This window comes from Armatimonadota bacterium, assembly GCA_036504095.1.
Classification (GTDB): Bacteria; Armatimonadota; DTGP01; order JAKQQT01; family JAKQQT01; genus DASXUL01.
Genome location: DASXVS010000059.1, coordinates 1 through 15,969, shown reverse-complemented (window position 1 = coordinate 15,969; position 15,969 = coordinate 1). Strand labels below are relative to the sequence as shown.

14 protein-coding genes are annotated in these 15,969 nt (G+C 61.7%); 9 read left to right on the top strand and 5 right to left on the bottom strand.

What is annotated here, in order from left to right; all coding sequences use genetic code 11:
- Positions 1-31: 31 nt before the first annotated feature.
- The 8 genes from nuoG to VGM51_13980 all read left to right on the top strand — a co-directional run bounded on the left by nuoG (position 32) and on the right by VGM51_13980 (position 10,177).
- Positions 32-2,479: an NADH-quinone oxidoreductase subunit NuoG gene (gene nuoG, locus VGM51_14015; protein ID HEY3414152.1), complete on the top strand. Its 2,448-nt coding sequence runs from the start codon at positions 32-34 to the stop codon at positions 2,477-2,479.
- Between the two features lie 25 nt (positions 2,480-2,504).
- On the top strand, positions 2,505-3,497 hold the full coding sequence (nuoH, locus tag VGM51_14010) for an NADH-quinone oxidoreductase subunit NuoH (GenBank protein ID HEY3414151.1): 993 nt from the start codon (positions 2,505-2,507) through the stop codon (positions 3,495-3,497).
- Between the two features lie 73 nt (positions 3,498-3,570).
- Entirely contained in the window at positions 3,571-4,080 is a 510-nt protein-coding gene (gene nuoI / locus VGM51_14005) for an NADH-quinone oxidoreductase subunit NuoI (GenBank protein ID HEY3414150.1), read from the top strand.
- Between the two features lie 50 nt (positions 4,081-4,130).
- A complete protein-coding gene (locus tag VGM51_14000) occupies positions 4,131-4,679 on the top strand; it encodes an NADH-quinone oxidoreductase subunit J (GenBank protein ID HEY3414149.1) in 549 nt (182 codons plus the stop codon).
- Positions 4,672-4,983 (top strand): NADH-quinone oxidoreductase subunit NuoK, encoded by a 312-nt coding sequence (gene nuoK / locus VGM51_13995; protein ID HEY3414148.1) that lies wholly within the window; start codon positions 4,672-4,674, stop codon positions 4,981-4,983. Before VGM51_14000 ends, nuoK begins: the two co-directional genes overlap by 8 nt.
- Before the next feature lie 19 nt (positions 4,984-5,002).
- On the top strand, positions 5,003-7,141 hold the full coding sequence (gene nuoL / locus VGM51_13990; protein ID HEY3414147.1) for an NADH-quinone oxidoreductase subunit L: 2,139 nt from the start codon (positions 5,003-5,005) through the stop codon (positions 7,139-7,141).
- Between the two features lies 1 nt (position 7,142).
- A complete protein-coding gene (locus tag VGM51_13985; GenBank protein HEY3414146.1) occupies positions 7,143-8,660 on the top strand; it encodes an NADH-quinone oxidoreductase subunit M in 1,518 nt (505 codons plus the stop codon).
- On the top strand, positions 8,657-10,177 hold the full coding sequence (locus VGM51_13980; protein HEY3414145.1) for an NADH-quinone oxidoreductase subunit N: 1,521 nt from the start codon (positions 8,657-8,659) through the stop codon (positions 10,175-10,177). Before VGM51_13985 ends, VGM51_13980 begins: the two co-directional genes overlap by 4 nt.
- Here VGM51_13980 and VGM51_13975 read toward each other — a convergent pair.
- The 5 genes from VGM51_13975 to gcvT are packed head-to-tail and all read right to left on the bottom strand — an operon-like array spanning position 10,169 to position 15,187.
- Positions 10,169-10,882 carry a lipoate--protein ligase family protein gene (locus VGM51_13975; GenBank protein ID HEY3414144.1) on the bottom strand — a complete coding sequence of 238 codons (714 nt, stop codon included), beginning with the start codon at positions 10,880-10,882 and terminating at the stop codon, positions 10,169-10,171. The genes VGM51_13980 and VGM51_13975 overlap by 9 nt on opposite strands.
- Positions 10,883-10,896: 14 nt before the next feature.
- A complete protein-coding gene (gcvPB, locus tag VGM51_13970; GenBank protein HEY3414143.1) occupies positions 10,897-12,336 on the bottom strand; it encodes an aminomethyl-transferring glycine dehydrogenase subunit GcvPB in 1,440 nt (479 codons plus the stop codon).
- Positions 12,336-13,679, bottom strand: a complete 1,344-nt coding sequence (gene gcvPA / locus VGM51_13965; protein ID HEY3414142.1) for an aminomethyl-transferring glycine dehydrogenase subunit GcvPA — start codon at positions 13,677-13,679, stop codon at positions 12,336-12,338. The genes gcvPB and gcvPA overlap by 1 nt, the downstream gene beginning before the upstream one ends.
- Positions 13,680-13,685: 6 nt before the next feature.
- A complete protein-coding gene (gene gcvH / locus VGM51_13960; protein ID HEY3414141.1) occupies positions 13,686-14,069 on the bottom strand; it encodes a glycine cleavage system protein GcvH in 384 nt (127 codons plus the stop codon).
- A 35-nt stretch (positions 14,070-14,104) separates the two neighbouring features.
- Entirely contained in the window at positions 14,105-15,187 is a 1,083-nt protein-coding gene (gene gcvT, locus VGM51_13955) for a glycine cleavage system aminomethyltransferase GcvT (protein HEY3414140.1), read from the bottom strand.
- 362 nt (positions 15,188-15,549) lie between these two features.
- Here gcvT and VGM51_13950 point away from each other — a divergent pair, with 362 nt between their 5' ends.
- Positions 15,550-15,891 carry an RNA-binding protein gene (locus tag VGM51_13950; GenBank protein HEY3414139.1) on the top strand — a complete coding sequence of 114 codons (342 nt, stop codon included), beginning with the start codon at positions 15,550-15,552 and terminating at the stop codon, positions 15,889-15,891.
- Positions 15,892-15,969 lie beyond the last annotated feature (78 nt).

The window sequence follows — 15,969 nt, the reverse complement described above, 5'->3', positions numbered from 1 at the left end:
CGCTCTCAGGATTCTGACTTGACACGGTAATATGACAGAAACCACAACACAAGTGGAGATGGTAACCTGCGTGATCGACGGCAAGGAGATCAGCGTTCCCAAGGGCACGCTGCTCATTGAGGCGTGCCGAAGCGTTGGCGTCGATGTGCCGTCGTTCTGCTACCACAAGCACATGTCGCCGTTTGGCGGCTGCCGGCAGTGCCTTGTGAAGGTTGAGAAGGTCCCCAAGCCGGTCGCTTCCTGCACGGCTACGGTCTCGCCGGGGATGGTCGTGGACGCATCGTCCGTCGAAGTTCGCGGCTGGCGGGAAGGCATCGTGAGTTTTCTCCTCGCCAATCACCCGCTGGAGTGTCCGACGTGCGACAAGGGTGGCGAGTGCGACCTTCAGAACAATGCCTTCGGCCACGGACGTGGGCACAGCCTGTTCAGTGAGACAAAGCGGCATTTTGTCGATTACGACATGGGTTCGCTTGTGGCGCGCGATATGGATCGCTGCATCCAGTGCCAGCGGTGCATCCGGTTCGGACTGGAATGGTCCGGCGACCACGCCATCGATTTCTTCGGACGTGGCGCGTCCACCAGTGTCACCACCTTCGCGCGCGGGCCTTTCGAGAGCAAATTCAGCGGCAACACGACCGAAGTCTGCCCCGTCGGCGCGCTGACAAGCGAACCGTTCCGCCTGGTGGCCCGCCCGTGGGAGATGGACGCAACGCCGAGCATCTGTCCTCACTGCGCCGTCGGCTGCAACATCACCAACTACACGCGGCAGAACGAACTGGTGCGCATCGTTGCGCGCGAAAACGTCCATGTCAATGTCTCATGGACCTGTGACAAGGGCAAGTTCGGCCTCGATTACGTCAACAGCGGCAATCGGCTCAAAACGCCGATGGGGCGCCGGGGCGATAGGCTGGTGCCCATTTCGTGGCAGGAGGCGCTGTCCTCTGTCGCGCAGGCGCTGGAAACGGCGAAGCGTTCGCACGGCGCCGAGTCGATCGGATTCCTCGGCAGCCAGAAGGTGTCCAACGAGGACATTTTCATGTTCCAACGACTGGCGCGCGACGGGGTCGGGACAAACAACATCGACCACCGCGAGGGCGCCGTTTTCCCATCGTCCCTGATCCCCGGCACCGGGCTTCCGCTCGAAGAGATCGAGCGCGCCAAGACCGTCGTGCTGTTCGCCTGCGATGCGCGTGAGGAGGCACCGGTGGTTTGGCTCCGCGCCCACCATGCGCATTTCAGCGGCACCAGGCTCATCATCATCGATGAACGCGGCTCCGAGGCGGATGGCTTCGCGGACCGTCTTGTCCGCTATCAGGCCGGCGCGGACGTACTGCTTCTGGAGAGCCTGGCCGCGATGCTCGGGGCCGCGGATGTAAGCGTTGCGGGGGCCGGCCTGACCGGGGTTCAACCTGACGCGCTTCAGGAGTTGGCGGCTGACCTGAGGGGCGGGTTTGTACTCGTGGCCGGTCCACGCGTAACCCGGAAAACGGACGGCGCCGACATCGTCAAGGCGCTTTGGGCGCTGATGGATTCCGTTCCGGGGGCCCGCTTCGGATTGCTGCATTCGAACAATAATACACGCGGCGCGTATGACCTCGGCGCCGTGCCCGATCACGGCCCGGGATGGCTCCCCGTTCCGCGCCCCGGTATGAACGCAACCCGGATGCTTCAGGCGGCGCTCGCGGGAGACATGCAGGTTCTGTATTTGATGGGCACTGATCCGTTGGCCAACTTCCCGGACGCGGCGCTGGTCAACAAGGCGCTTGATACGGTGCCGTTCCTGGTAGTTCAGGATATCGCCAAGTCCGAACTGACGGCCCGTGCCGATGTGGTCCTTCCGGCGCTGGCCTTTGCCGAACGCGAGGGAACGTTCACGAACCTTGAGGGTCGCATCCAGTTCTTCTCAAAGGCGATCGACCCCATGGGCGGTGCACGTCCGGACTGGGAGATATGCGCGGCCTTGCTGAAAGCCCTCGGCGGAGATCCCGGGGTGAAAACAGTCGAGGACGTCACGCGTCAGATTGCGCGCGCGGTGCCCGAGTATCAGGGCGCGGTTCCGGGGTCCATCCCGGACACGGGCGTGATGGTGGATGACCGCAGGCCGCCCGTGCACCCCGTGCCGCCGGCGCCGCACGTGCCTTCAGAAGGAAGCGCGGCCTTGCCGCTGGTCCTTCTCACCGGTGACCTGCTGTTTGACAACGGTCCACTGACCCGAGAGACATCCGCGTTCGCTGAGATTGAGCCGGCTCCCTGGGTGGATGTTTCGCGGCACGACGCCGCCAGCGCCGGGATCGCCGATGGGGACACGATCACCGTGTCGTCGGAGTTTGATGTGGTGGAGTTGCCGGCCCGAGTGGGTGACAAGGTATCGCCCGGAACGGTCTTCATTCCGAACAAGGTCGCATCCTTCCGAGTGAACACCCTCACCAGCGCCATTCGCGAGACTCAGCGGGTTCGAATCGCCCGGAAGGCGGACTGATTCCGCCGAGTTCCCAACCAACCCAATGCTGATCAATATACTCATACTTCTGGTCAAGATCATCCTGGTGCCCGTGGGGCTCCTGAGCGGCTTCGCCATTATGACGTGGTTTGAGCGCCGGCTCATCGCAACCATCCAGGTACGCATCGGCCCGAACCGCTGCGGCCCGTTTGGCTTGTTTCAACCGGCCGCGGATGGATTGAAGCTTGCGATGAAGGAAGACCTCACGCCGGCCAACGCCGATAAGGCGGTATTCGTGATCGCGCCGATGATCTCGCTGATTGCCGCCCTTCTCGCGTTTGCGATCATTCCGTTCGGGCCGGACATCCAGGCGTTCGGCTACACGATTCCGCTGCATATCGGGGCGGACGTGCCCATCGGCTTCCTGTTCCTGCTGTGCGTGGCGTCGCTGGGTATATATGGCATCGTTCTCGCTGGGTGGTCCTCCGGCAGCAAGTACAGCATGCTGGGCGGCATCCGCTCTTCGGCGCAGATGATCAGTTACGAATTGTCGATGGGGCTGGCCCTCGTCAGTGTCCTGATATACACCGGCACCCTTCGCCCCGACGAGATCGTCGGCTTCAGCGGGCTCTGGTGGAAACAGTTCCCAGCGTTCGTCATCTTTCTGATCTGTATGGTCGCGGAGACGAACCGCGCTCCGTTCGATCTCGTGGAGGCGGAGCAGGAACTGGTTGCCGGATTCCATACGGAATACTCGTCCTTCAAATTCGCGCTGTTCTATATGGGCGAATATGTGAATATGATCACATTCTCCGCGCTTGCCGTTACGGTATTCCTCGGAGGGTGGCACGGTCCGCTGGTGGACAAAATCCCGATCATCGGGCTCGTATGGTTCCTGTTGAAGACGGCCGTCTTCATGTTCGTTTATGTCTGGATTCGCGCGTCGTGGCCGCGTCTGCGCTACGACCGCCTGATGAAACTCGGGTGGAAGGTGCTGCTCCCCACCGCTTTGTGTTGGGTGGCAATGACTGCGGTATGGGTTGTGTTTAGAGGCTAGTAGATATTCGTCTTGGGGCTTTGGTGCGTGAGTGAAGGCTCACTCGCGAGCGCCTGCCCGGAGAGTTTACATAATGGCGAAGGTTGTCGGCGGCACTAAGCTGCCGCTGCGGAAAACCTGGAACACGGTATTCAGTTTCACCGTGGGTCTGTTGACGACGTTCAAGCATATATTTCGCCCGAACGTCACGATCAGTTACCCGGAGGAGAAATGGGTTCCGTATCCGCGTTTCCGCGGACTGCATCAGTTGCGCCGCTACGCGGATGGCCTGGAGATGTGCATAGGCTGCTCGCTGTGCGAAGCCGCGTGCCCGTCCGACTGCATTTACGTTGAGCCGGCCGAAAACACGGATGAGGACCGGCGTTCTCCAGGAGAGCGTTATGCGAAGGTCTACGACATCAATATGCTGCGATGCATCTTCTGTGGCTACTGTGTTGAGGCTTGCCCGACAACCGCGATCGTGATGACGGGAAACTACGAACTCGCCGATTACGATCGTAAAGATTTCATATATCACAAGGATAGGCTGCTGGTGGACAAGCCGGAGGATAACGCCCCGCTGAGTCCGCTGGAGGCCGTCTGAGCCCTGCGATTCCGGCATGGGGCCGGTGAGGATCCGAGGATCGAGCCATCGTGAGCGCGCCCGTCATCATTTTCATACTTGTTGCCTTTGTAGCGGTTACCTCCGCGGTGATGGTGATTACGCAGAAGGACCCGGTCCACAGTGCGTTGTGGCTCATCCTGAACCTCGTGAGCCTCGCAGTCATCTATTACCTGCTGAACGCACCGTTCCTGATGGCAGTCCAGTTAATCGTGTACGCCGGGGCAATCGTTGTCCTCTTCCTGTTCGTTGTGATGCTGCTTGCCGCCGGCAAAGAGGAAGGCGCTCATCCCCACCTTGGCTGGCTTCGGCCCGCGGCCTGGATCGCCGCGGCGGCCTTCCTTGTCGGCATCGTCACCGTGGGCTGGCTCCAGATCGCGCCACCTGACTCCGGCGGCACTCCCACCCCGATGGGCGATCCAGCGTCTATCGGTCGCCTTCTCTACTCCCGCTACCTGCTGCCGTTTGAGGCGACTTCCATCCTCCTGCTGGCAGCTTTGGTCGGGGCCTTGTATCTTGGGCGCAGGTACGAAGGCGACCACACGGACGACTACGGCGAAACGGAAGGTACCAATGTCTGAAATCCCACTGCACTGGAACCTGGTCCTCAGCGCCTTTCTGTTCACGATCGGAATCGTGGGGGTTCTCACGCGGCGAAACACGCTGGTGATCTACATGAGCGTTGAATTAATGCTGAATGCGGCCAATCTCGCCCTTGTGGCATTTTCGCGCCAATGGCGCCATCTGGACGGCCAGGTAATGGTCTTCTTTGTCATGACAGTGGCAGCCGCCGAGGTGGCTGTGGGCCTGGGCCTCATCGTGGCGATATTCCGGAATCGCGAGCACACGGTGGACGTGGACTCGATGAACGTGATGAAATGGTGAGGAAAGTGGAGAGCAGGCAGTGGCCGCAAGCGCCTTGCCACTGCTTAGCGCCTACCATCTCCAGATTCCCGTCTACTTCGAATATATGAACACTCTGCTTATACTTATTCCGCTCCTGCCGTTGCTGGGCTTCATCTTCTGTGGCCTCGCCGGGAAGCGCATCCCAAAGACGGTCGTCGGAGCCGTCGCCACCGGGTGCATTGGCATTTCCTTCGTCCTGGCTCTTGGCGTCTTTCGGACCATGCTTGGCGTGGCGGCAGGGGATCGATCGTTCGACACGACGCTGTGGCAATGGATCACCATCCCCGGCGCCGAAGCGGGTTCGCGGTCGCTGACCCTTGGCGTTGACTTACTGTTGGATCCGCTTTCCGTCACTATGACGCTCATCATCACGGGTGTTGGCGCGCTGATTCACTTTTACGCGATGGGCTATATGGCTCACGATGCGCGTTACAGCCGTTTTTTCAGCCTGATGAACCTGTTCGTCTTCTTCATGCTCGTCCTCGTGATGGGCGCGTCCTTCCCGATGATGTTCATCGGCTGGGAAGGGGTGGGGCTGTGCTCATACCTCCTCATCGGATTCTGGTGGGAGGACATGGCGAACTCCGCCGCCGGCACGAAGGCGTTCATTGTGAACCGGATAGGCGACTTCGGTTTCCTGGTCGCGATGTTCTGGATCTTTTCCGCTACCCACACGTTAAGATTTGCGGAAGTCTTCGACCATGCCAGCTTGCTCGGTGATACAGGCTTGCTGGGCGTTACCCTTCTGTTGTTCCTCGGGGCAACGGGTAAGTCCGCCCAGATACCTCTCTTCGTGTGGCTTCCGGACGCGATGGCCGGCCCAACCCCGGTGTCCGCTCTGATTCACGCGGCCACAATGGTCACCGCCGGTGTCTATATGGTCGCTCGCTGTCACGTGCTGTTCAGCGCTTCGCCGACGACGCAGATGGTCGTCTCCGGAATTGGAGCACTCACCGCTCTCATGGCCGCAACGATCGCGATGACGCAATTCGATCTCAAGAAGATCCTCGCGTACAGCACCGTCTCGCAGTTGGGCTACATGTTCATCGGGGTGGGGACCGGAGCGTATGCCGCGGGCGTATTCCACCTCTTCACGCACGCGTTCTTCAAGGCCTGCCTGTTCCTCGGCGCCGGCGCGGTGATGCACGGCCTGGCTAACCGGATCGATGTCCGCGAGATGGGCAACCTGAAGAAATACATGCCGGCAACGCGCATCACCTACCTGATCGCCGTCGTCGCCATCGCCGGAATCTTCCCGTTCGCGGGGTTCTGGAGCAAGGATGATATCCTGGCGGCGGCGTTTGACCGCGGCGGCTATTACTACGCCATTTACGCCATCGGGCTGGTGACCGCGTTCCTGACCGCGCTCTACATGACCCGATCATATCTCCTGGCATTCGAGGGCGATGAAAAGATCGATTGGGCGCACCTGAAATACGCATCGGAGCACGGTCACGGGCACCCGGGCGAGGCGGAACCCGAGCACGAGCCGTATGAACCGCTGCCCGATGAAAAGCACCAACTGATCCACGAACTGCCCGGTATGAGTTTCGTGCTCTGGGTGCTGGCTGCCTGCAGCATGGTGGCCGGCGTGTTCGGAGTCGCATCCCTGTGGCGCGGAACTCTGGAAAACCTCTCGTTCGAGCGCTGGCTGGAACCGGCCGTCGGCGGTCACATCGTGACGGACCACCCGGAGGTGGTTAGCCACCTTGCACTTGCGGCCGTTTCACTCGTGGTCGCGATATCGGGCATGCTCGCGGCCCGTGTGTTGTTCGGCAAGCGCACCCTCGAAACGTCCGGGCTTCCGAAACCGCTTTACGCTCTGTTCTCATCGAAGTACCGGGTAGATGAAGCCTATGGAGCGGTGTTTCAAACGGGCGGAAAGCAGTTCGGCGGTTTCCTCTGGCAGGTGATTGACGCCCGGATTGTGGACGGCGCTGTCAACGGCATCGGGCGCGTGGTAAGCATCGTCGGTAGGATTCTGCGAAAATGGAACACGGGCTACGCCAGGAGTTACGCGTTCAGTGTACTTGTGGGCACCATTATCATCGTCGCCTATCTCCTGCTCCATGCGGCGGCACAGGGATCCGCGACGCCATTGCCGCCGGTATCGTTAGTAGGGAAGGGGGCGTTCTGAGATGACAGGCCTCCTTCTCACAGCATTACTGGTCGGCCCGCTACTTTTCGCGTTGGCGATTGCTCTGGTGCCCCGCGCCAACGTTCGATTGCAGAAGACGATTGCGCTCTCGGGCGCCATCCTCCTGTTCCTGGTTTCGCTGGGGCTGTATACCGGCTTTGATCCCAACGTGTCCGGCTACCAGTTTCAGGTTGACGTGCCGTGGATTTCCGCGGGCGCTTTCAAGGCGAATTTCAGCATTGGGGTAGATGGGATCAGCTTGTTCCTCGTGCTCTTGACGACGCTGCTAACCCCCATCAGCCTGATGGCCTCGTGGAACAGCATCAAGGATCGCGTCCGTGAGTTCCTGATCTTCATCCTGATGCTGGAGACCGGGCTCATCGGAGTGTTCGTGGCGCGCGATTTGTTCCTTTTCTACGGCTTCTGGGAGTTCCAGTTGATCCCGATGTACTTCCTCATCGGGATGTATGGCGGCGCAAACCGGGTTTACGCGACCATCAAGTTTGTGCTGTACACACTCGTCGGCAGCCTGTTGATGCTCGTCGCGATTATGTGGCTCTGGAGCCAGGCGGGGCATACGTTTGACATCGAAACCCTTACCCGCACTGCGAACCTTCCCCCAAGTGTCCAGACGTGGCTCTTCCTGGCGTTCGCGTTGGCATTCGCCATCAAGGTGCCGGTATTCCCGCTCCACACCTGGCTGCCCGACGCGCATACGGAAGCCCCCACGGCAGGTTCCGTGATGCTCGCCGGAGTGTTGCTGAAGATGGGGACGTACGGCTTTCTGCGATTCTGTTTTCCGCTGTTTCCGCACGCGGCCCGGCAATTCAGCACACTGTTCATTGTCCTGGCGGTCATCGGAATCATCTATGGGGCAATCGTAGCGGCCGTACAGCCGGATATGAAGCGCCTCGTGGCATACAGTTCTGTGAGTCACCTGGGATTCGTTATGCTGGGGCTGTTCGCCTTCAACGCGCAGGCGTGGCAGGGCGCCGTGATCCAAATGGTGAATCACGGTATCAGCACGGGCGCCCTCTTCCTTCTGGTAGGCGTACTTTACGATCAGCGGCATACACGTTTGATCCGCGAGTACGGTGGTGTGGCACAGGTTACGCCTCTCCTGAACGTGGTGTTCCTGATAGCCGTGCTGTCATCGGCCGGTCTGCCCGGGCTCAACGGATTCATAGGGGAATTCACCATCCTGCTTGGCGCATTCCAGTCGCATCCGCTGATGACCGTGCTCGCGACATCGGGAGTGATCCTGTCGGCCGTCTATCTGCTGTGGATGTTCCAGAGAGTGATGTACGGCCCCGTGACCCACGAAGAGACGCGCTCGCTGAAGGACCTGTCCCGATGGCAGATGGCTTATCTGCTGCCGCTGCTCGCCCTGATGGTCTGGCTTGGTGTGCACCCGGACACGGTTTTCAATAAGACACACTTAACCGTCACCAACGCGGTGAAGGCCTATCACGACAGAGTATCCCCTGACTGGACCGTTCCGGGAGGGAGCGCCCGATGAACACAATGCCTGTCGGCCTGTGGAGCGCGCCCGGCATCTCCGTCAACTGGGGCATCACTATTCCCATCGCCATCGTTGTCTTGACGGCGATGGGAGCCATGATGACCGACGCCTTCTCAAAGCGCAAGGAATACACGGCGCTCGTGACCATTGGCGGACTCGTCGTCGCCTTGTTCGCCTGCCTGCGCCTTTGGGGAAATGGCTTCCACGCGACTTTCGCGCCGATCGACGCGCCTATTGCGGGCCAGCTGATCGCGGATAACTACGCGCTGTTCCTGTGCATGTTGTTTGTGTCGGTCGGTCTCGCGACGGCGTGGATATCGCACACATGGCTCGCCCAGCGCAATCTGATGCACGGCGAATACTATGTGCTGATGTTGTTCGCCATCAGCGGCATGATGCTGATGGTGCAGGCAACGGAACTGATTACCCTGTTCGTTGGGCTGGAAACGTTCTCGATCTCGCTGTACGTGCTCTCGGCCTTCGCGAGATCAAAGAAGCGCTCCGAGGAAGCGGGCCTGAAATACCTGCTGCTCGGCGCGTTCTCCTCCGCGTTCCTCCTGTACGGCATCGCCTTCATCTATGGCGCCATGGGGACGACCAACCTGAACGTCATCGCAGACACGCTTGCCCAGCCCGGAGCACTGGCGGCCGTTGGCCCCTACATGCTTCCTGCGGGAATAGGCCTCATGCTGGTGGGATTGGGGTTCAAGGTGGCCGCGGTGCCGTTCCATTTGTGGACGCCCGATGTTTACGAAGGCGCTCCAACCCCGGTTACGGCGTTCATGTCCGTTGCGACAAAGGCCGCCGCGTTCGGCGCGATGGGGCGGATCCTTCTGTTCGCGTTTCCCACAGCCAGCCAGTCGTGGCAGCCGCTGGTTGCGTCGATGGCGTTGGCCACGATGATCGTCGGCAACTTCGTGGCGGTATGCCAGAACAACGTAAAGCGCATGCTGGCTTACTCCAGCATTGCTCACGCCGGCTACGTGCTTATCGGGATCGTTGCCGGCGACCTGCCCGGAATTCTGTTCTACCTGCTGTGCTATGCAGTGATGAACTTCGGCGCTTTCTCCGTGGTGGCCGCGATGAGCCGTCAGGGACGGGACTACGATACGTTCGAGGATTATAACGGCCTTCACCATCGTAACCCGGGCCTCGCGCTGGCGATGAGCGTGTTTATGTTCAGCCTCGCGGGGATCCCCCCGGCGGTGGGATTCTACGGCAAATTCTACCTGTTCGCGCACGCCGTTGAACGCGGGTACACGGGGCTGGTGGTCGTCGGCGTCCTCACTAGCGTTGTGAGCGCCTGGTACTACCTGCGGGTGGTGGTTGCCATGTGGATGCGGGAGGGTGAGCCCGGTTCGCGGAAACTGCACGTAGCGCCCGGGATCGCCATCGTCGTCGCGGCTTGTGCTTTGTTCACGGTATTCGCGTTCCTCGCGCCCAGCCGGATGATCGATGCGGCCAACGACGCCGGGAAGACGGCCGTTACGTCGATGACTGCCGCTTCACGCTAGACGAAACGCGACGCCCAGCGCTGCCTCCAACCCCAGGCGGAGGGCTTGGGCCACTTCGTCGAATGTCGCCTGCCGCCCCAATGCTTCGTCCAGCGCCATGACAGCGCCGCCGAACGGCTGCCCAAACACCTCGCTGTATAGAGGCTCCGGCGATTCCAGATACAGCGTCCCGTGTTCCAGCAGCGCGCCGCCCGCGCGCCGCTGCGCGCTTCCCATCACTTTGCGCCCTGTGGCCTGCAGGTCGGCGCCCGCCACGGCGGCAAAGCAATCCGCGGGATTCCGGTCCGCCGGCATGATGGAGAGGCCATCATCCACGCTCAGGCCGAGGAGGCGCAATCCGGCCGCAAGCCCCATCGCGATAGTTCGGTGTGACGACGAAACGTCGTCCGACGGCGCGGGCATCACCAGGGCGTAAGTCAGGTCATGGAAGTGAAGGATAGCCCTTCCACCTGATGGGCGGCGGACGATTTCCACGCCCAATTGTCCGGCCGAAGCTTGATCGATAAATCCGTGGCGGGGGTTGGCGAGGTCCTGGTTTCTGCCGAGTGATATGCAGGGGGGATCCCAGTGGTAGAACCGCAGCGCGGGGTAGGGGAGGCGCGGACCCGCGCCGGCAAGCCCGAGCGAGCATTCGGCCAGAAGGCTTTCATCCCGGTGCATCTGATACGCGCCGTTCGCTGTTTCGACCGGCAGAAGGCGGCCCACCTCGGGCAAGCCGCTTACCCCTCCCACGCGATATCCAGAACCCTTGCCGCGCGAACCTCATCGACCCGCTTCACCGGCATGGTGTGCGGCGCGGACTTGACCAATTCGGGGTCCTCGGCGGCGATAGCGTGCATCGCGGCGACGAACTCATCCAGCGTTTCACGTGTTTCGGTCTCCGTCGGCTCGATCATCATCGCTTCGGGGACGATGAGCGGGAAGTAGACCGTCATAGGGTGGTAGCCATAGTCCATGAGGCGCTTGCCGATGTCCAGCGTCCGCACGCCCGTGGTCTTCTTCTGTTCAGTGGCGCTCGCGACGAACTCGTGCATGCAGGGTTCAGGATACGCGATCTGGTACTTTTCGCCGACCCCCACGCGGAGGTAATTGGCGTTGAGAACGGAGTTCTGCGCTACCGCCTTCAGGCCGTCCGGGCCAAGCGTCCGAATGTAGGTGTACGCGCGCACCAGAACGCCGAAATTGCCGTTGAAGGCGTGCATCCGGCCTATCGATTCGGGGCGCCCGGCATCCCAGTCGTAGGTTCCGTCGTCGAGGCGTTGAACACGCGGCGCCGGGAGGAATGGCTCCAGCGGGGCCTTCACCGCGACAGGGCCGCTGCCCGGTCCACCGCCGCCGTGCGGGGTGGTGAACGTCTTGTGCAGATTGAAGTGCATGGCGTCGAAACCCATATCGCCGGGACGCGCGACGCCCACGATGGCATTCATGTTGGCGCCGTCACCGTACATCAGGCCGCCGGCGTCGTGTACGATCCCGGCGATTTCGGCAATCTGATCCTCGAACAGGCCAAGGGTATTCGGGTTGGTCATCATCATGCCGGCGGTGCGCTCGCCAACAGCGGCGCGAACGGCATCGACGTCAACCCGACCGCGCGCGTTACTGGGGATCTTGACGATCTCGAACCCCACGAGGCTGGCGGTCGCGGGGTTGGTCCCGTGGGCCGAATCCGGCACGAGAATCTGCGTGCGGGCGGTCTCCCCGCGATGTCGCATGTACGCGCGGATCAGTAGCAGGCCCGTCATCTCTCCATGCGCGCCGGCGACGGGCTGCAAGGTCACGGCGTCCATGCCGGCGATTTCGGCCAGGTAGCCCTGCAGTTCGTACAAGAGGCGCAGGGCGCCCTGACAGGTCGATGCGGACTGCGTGGGGTGAAGATCGGCGAACCCGGGCAGGGCTGCAACGCGCTCGTGGAGGCGCGGGTTGTACTTCATCGTGCAGGAGCCAAGCGGGTACATGCCGAGGTCTATGCCGAAGTTCGTCTGGCTGAGTCGCGTGAAGTGCCGCACAACGTCTATCTCGCTGACTTCCGGCAGCGGCAGGTTCTCCCGGAGCGCCACACCGGGCAGCAAGGTTTCCAGGGCAGCGCCGTCCGCCTCCGGAAGGTTGATGCCGCAGCGTCCCGGACGCGACCGCTCAAAGATTGTGGGTTCGTCGAACATCAGCGGATCTCCTTGAGCGTGGCGACGAGCGCGGCGATGTCCTCGTGCGAAATCATCTCCGTGCAGCAGAACACGCCGGCATTCCCGAGTTCCGGATAGTCCGCGCCGAGGTCCTGCGGGCCGATGATGCCTCGTTCCGCGAGTTTCGTGTTGATCTCGGCCACCGGAACCGGACAGCGCATCGGGAATTCGTGGAAGAACGGTCCGTCGAAAAGCGGTTCGAACCCGGGGACGGTCCGAATGGCTTCGAATGCCTCGTGGGCGCGCTGCACGCTGACTTCCGCGACCCGGCGCAGTCCTATCTTGCCGAGTTGGCTCAGGTAAATCGTCACGCCCAGCGCACAGAGCGCTTCGTTGCTGCAGATATTGGACGAGGCCTTTTCCCGACGGATGTGCTGCTCGCGGGTCTGGAGTGTGAGCGTATAGGCTCGCTTGCCTTCGCTGTCCACCGTTCCGCCGACTATACGCCCAGGCATCTGGCGAACGAATTCCTTGCGGCACGTAAAGAGTCCTACCAGCGGCCCGCCGAAGTTCATGGGGAGGCCGAGGGCCTGTCCTTCGGCCACGGCGATATCCGCTTTCCACTCACCCGGAGGGGGCAACAGGGCCATCGACATCGGGTTGACGACGGCGATCGCAAGGGCTCCGTTTTCGTGGGCGACTGAGGCGAGGCCGGAGGCGTCCTCGATCATCCCGAAGTAGTTGGGCTGTGGCACCACGACCGCCGCAACGTCGTTCCCGCAGCGCTTACGCGTATCGTCGATGTCGGTGAGCCCGTTGGTCTGCGGGACCGTTTCCAGGCAAATCCCGTGACCCTGCACAAACGTCCGGCAGACATCATAGTAAGCAGGATGAAGCGATGCGGGGATCAGGACGCGCTTTCGACCCGTGATCGAACTCGCCATAACCACGGCCTCGGCCAGCGCCGTCGCTCCGTCGTACATGCTGGCGTTCGCAGCGTCCATCCCGAGAAGGCGGCAGACGAGCGACTGGAATTCGTAAATCGTTTGCAGCATCCCTTGGCTGCGTTCCGGCTGATAGGGGGTGTACGACGTCAGGAACTCGCCGCGGGCCATGATGGCCGGGACGACGCTGGGTGTGAAGTGGCGGTAAACGCCGGCTCCGCGGAAGCACGCGCCGCGCCCGCAATCGAGATTTGTGCGGGCGATCCCTTCCAGGTGGCGGACCGACTCCGCCTCGGAAAGCCCGTGCGGCAAGTCCAGCAATGCCGCCAGGCGCAGATTCCCGGGGATCTGCGCAAACAGCTCATCCATGGCGGCGATGCCGATGCGATCCAGCATTCCGCGCTGGTCTTCGGGTGTATGGGGCACGTATCCCGGCAAGGTGTGTCAGCCCTCCTCGGTGAACAGCGCGTAATCCTCGGCGCTGAGGAGATCGGCGGCCTCAGAGAGGGCTGATGCCTCGATAACGAGCAGCCAGCAGCCGTACGGATCGGGGTTGATCGCCTCCGGAGCGTCTACGAGATCGGAATTGACTCTGACAACCCGGCCCGAAAGGGGCGCGACCAGGTCCGAGACGGCTTTGACCGATTCCACCGTTCCGAACGGCTCATCGAGGGTCAGTGAGGCGCCGATCGCGGGCAGTTCGAGGTAGATCACGTCGCCCAGTTCGCTCTGAGCGTGATCTGTGATGCCGATCGTTGCGGTGCCGTCGGCTTCCACGCGCACCCATTCGTGCGTTTTGGAGTACTTCAGGTCGGTGGGGTTGTTCATGCTGTGGATTTCCTTCCTGGGGATGAGATTCCCGTTCAGCGGCAGCGCTTGTAGAACGGCAAGTCGACAATCCGGGCGGGTAATTCCCTCCCTCGCATTGCCAGCGTCACGTCGCCTTCGGCGTCCTTGGGCAGATAGGCGATTCCGATGGCACGATCCAGCGTGGTCGACATCGTGCCACTCGTCACAATTCCGGCTCCGGCAGCGGTGGTAACCACCGTCCCCTGCCTTGGTATCGCCCTCACGTCGTCCGGGAGAATGCCCGTCAAACGGCGCGTGAGCCCGGCGGCTTTGGCGGCCACGATCGGCTCGCGCCCGATAAAATCGCCCTTAGAGGGCTTCACCACCCAACCTAACCCTGCTTCATAGGGGTTGGTTTCCCGGTTGATCTCATGGCCATAAAGCGAATACGAGGCTTCGATGCGTAAAACGTCGCGCGCCCCGAGGCCGCAGGGAACAACCCCGCTGTCCCGAAGCGTCCGCCATATCGTCTCCGCGGCGGTCGGCGCGGAGAAAATCTCGAAGCCGTCCTCGCCTGTGTACCCCGTTCTGGCGACGTGGACGGGGGCGCTGCCGAATACCGCCGCGGCGTGTGAGAAAGCCGGAAGCTTAGCCAGATCGCAGCCGGTGAGCGACGGTGCGAGGGTTGCCTCCGCCATCGGGCCCTGGACCGCGATCAGGGCGTAGTCGTCCGAAACATCGTCGAACACAGCATCCGGCCCGCTCCCTCGCGCGCTCATCCAGTCGAAATCCGTTTCGCGATTTGACGCGTTTACGACGATGAGGAAATCCGGCGCGCCGGCGCCGCCATCCCTTCGGTATACGATCAAGTCATCCAGAATGCCGCCGCCATCATCGCACATGAGGCTGTACTGGGCGCGGCCGGGAGCCAGCTTGGAAGCGTCATTCGTGAGCAGGCGCTGAATGGCGCCCAACGCGCCGGCGCCTGACACGCGTACCTGTCCCATATGGCTTACGTCGAAGACTCCTACGCCGGATCTGACCGCGCGGACTTCGTCGAGGATGCTTCCGTACTGGACCGGCATCTGCCAGCCCGCAAAATCCACCATGCGCGCGCCGTCGGTCACGTGGGCATTGAATAGGGGGGTGCGTCTCATCACAAGCACATCCTACGTCATGGCGCGCGGCAAGGGCAAATGACCGCGCCCGGTCGCTCTGCGTGACGACTGGACTCCCGAAAAAAGAGGCTCAAAGGGGGTTGTATTTGTGTTTTTTCTGTGGTAATATTGCTGTGCGCGTGGTGCGCCTTCCAGATGGGTTCGTATCGGTTACCGGGATCCCGCAGATTAGATCCAGTCCGTTTCGGTTGCCTCATCGGAGGAGACTCACTCTCCTGGCTATTGGTTGTCACAGCCCGTCGAGGGCTAGCACGCTTCCTTCCCAGATCGAGGTCTCGACTACACCACTCGCGACTAATCGCCCACTCATTGGGCCATGTATTGGGAAGGATGATAGAAGGATGAGCAAACGTCTCTTTGTGGGCAACCTGTCCTACAACACAGCGGAAGACGACCTCCAGAGCGCTTTCACACCGTACGGTGTGTCCGACGTACATATGCCCACGGACCGCATGACCGGCCGCCCGCGCGGCTTCGCGTTCGTGACCGTTGACGATGGCCAGGCCGACGCTGCCATCGAGGCGTTTAACGGCAAGGATTTCGGAGGCCGCACGCTTACGGTGAACGAAGCACAGCCGCGCGAAGAGCGCAGCGGCGGCGGAGGCGGACGCGGCGGGTTCGACCGCGGCGGTGACCGTGGCGGCGATCGCGGCGGCTACGGCGGTGGCGGCGGACGCTGGTAAGACCGGACCGCTCCATCGGGCTGTAATCCAGCCTGGCAATGAAAGATTAGGACCGGCGCGCCATCGGGCAGTCCCGAT

What these genes read in the sequence shown, in the direction of transcription:
- gcvH (HEY3414141.1), bottom strand. Translation starts at nt 14,069, where the DNA reads ATGAACAACCCCACCGACCTGAAGTACTCCAAAACGCACGAATGGGTG.
- VGM51_13950 (HEY3414139.1), top strand. Translation starts at nt 15,550, where the DNA reads ATGAGCAAACGTCTCTTTGTGGGCAACCTGTCCTACAACACAGCGGAA.
- nuoK (HEY3414148.1), top strand. Translation starts at nt 4,672, where the DNA reads ATGTCTGAAATCCCACTGCACTGGAACCTGGTCCTCAGCGCCTTTCTG.
- VGM51_13985 (HEY3414146.1), top strand. Translation starts at nt 7,143, where the DNA reads ATGACAGGCCTCCTTCTCACAGCATTACTGGTCGGCCCGCTACTTTTC.
- VGM51_13980 (HEY3414145.1), top strand. Translation starts at nt 8,657, where the DNA reads ATGAACACAATGCCTGTCGGCCTGTGGAGCGCGCCCGGCATCTCCGTC.
- nuoG (HEY3414152.1), top strand. Translation starts at nt 32, where the DNA reads ATGACAGAAACCACAACACAAGTGGAGATGGTAACCTGCGTGATCGAC.
- gcvT (HEY3414140.1), bottom strand. Translation starts at nt 15,187, where the DNA reads ATGAGACGCACCCCCCTATTCAATGCCCACGTGACCGACGGCGCGCGC.
- gcvPB (HEY3414143.1), bottom strand. Translation starts at nt 12,336, where the DNA reads ATGTTCGACGAACCCACAATCTTTGAGCGGTCGCGTCCGGGACGCTGC.
- nuoI (HEY3414150.1), top strand. Translation starts at nt 3,571, where the DNA reads ATGGCGAAGGTTGTCGGCGGCACTAAGCTGCCGCTGCGGAAAACCTGG.
- nuoH (HEY3414151.1), top strand. Translation starts at nt 2,505, where the DNA reads ATGCTGATCAATATACTCATACTTCTGGTCAAGATCATCCTGGTGCCC.